This window comes from Corallococcus sp. AB018, assembly GCF_003986945.1.
Classification (GTDB): domain Bacteria; phylum Myxococcota; class Myxococcia; order Myxococcales; family Myxococcaceae; genus Corallococcus; species Corallococcus exiguus.
Map to the genome: position 1 here is coordinate 1 of NZ_RAWR01000455.1, position 1077 is coordinate 1077.

Annotated in this window: 1 protein-coding gene; it reads right to left on the reverse strand. The window is 70.6% G+C overall.

The genetic code is table 11. The annotated features are described in order from the left end of the window. A partial coding sequence (locus D7Y11_RS42665; protein WP_126936519.1) for a transposase occupies positions 1–1077 on the reverse strand: 1077 nt, incomplete at both ends.

Below are 1077 nucleotides of genomic sequence, written 5' to 3' on the forward strand. Positions count from 1 at the left end.
GGGGTGGCGGGAGCTGAGACGACGGAAACGCATGTCGTGCTCCACCGAGGCGAACACCGGCTCCACGGTGGCGATGCGCTGGTGGTAGCGGGCCGCGGCCCCCCGTTGGGACATGCGCAGGAGCATGGCCTGGCGAAAGCGTTCGTACTCCCAGCGCACGGTGAGTTTGCGGCGCGGCCTCTGCGTACACCGCGGACGCAAGGGGCAGTCCGCGCATCCGACGCCGAAGTAGGCTTCGCACGCGCCAGAGGTATCGCGCACGGGCCCCCGCATGGTGCGCCCTGCCGGGCACACCACGGCTCGCGTCGAGGGCTGAAACTCGAAGGCCTCGCGCGGGAGCATTCCGGGTTTGTTGGCCAGCGGGCCCGTCGGGGAGGACTCCTTGAGAAGCACATCCACCCAAGCGCGGTTGAGTGCGGCGAAGCGCAGGTCCTCCTCGCTCCAGTAGCCCGCGTCGCCAGCCACCTGAAGCTGCGCGGACGCGGGCAGCCCGGCCTGATGCAGCACCCGCCGCGCCTCCTGGAGGGCCTGGGCCAGGTGGCCCTTGTCATTGCCCGAAGCCGACAGCAGCACTCCCACCACCAGCCGCTGCCGCGCCCCACTGGAGACCACCGTCACCCGGTGGCCCGGGTGCACCCCATTGCCGGGAAACTGCATCAGCCCCGCGCTGGGGTTGCTGAGCACCACGGTGGCCGCTGCCCGCTCTTGGCACAGCAAGACGGCCTGCTGGTGGCGCTGCACCTGGTCCTCATGGTGCTTTTGCGCTGACGCCGTCAGCAAGCGGACCTCCACCTGGGCCAATGCCTCGAGGCGCTTGAGCGAGTGCCGCTGCACGCGCACCTGACGGCCGCTGGCGTGCGCCCGCAGACGCACGCTATCGACGGCCAGGCACTGCTCCTCGATGAGGCCTTCCTGGTAGGCCCACCGGACGGTTTCTTCCATCGCTGCCAGGAAGAGGGGGCCCTGGCTGGCGCGGAAGCGGTTGAGCACGGAGCGGCTGACGCAGTGGCCCGCGCTCAACAGCCGCAGCGCCAGGTCCGTCTGCAGCGCATGCGCCAGCTGCGTGCCCTGGTGCAC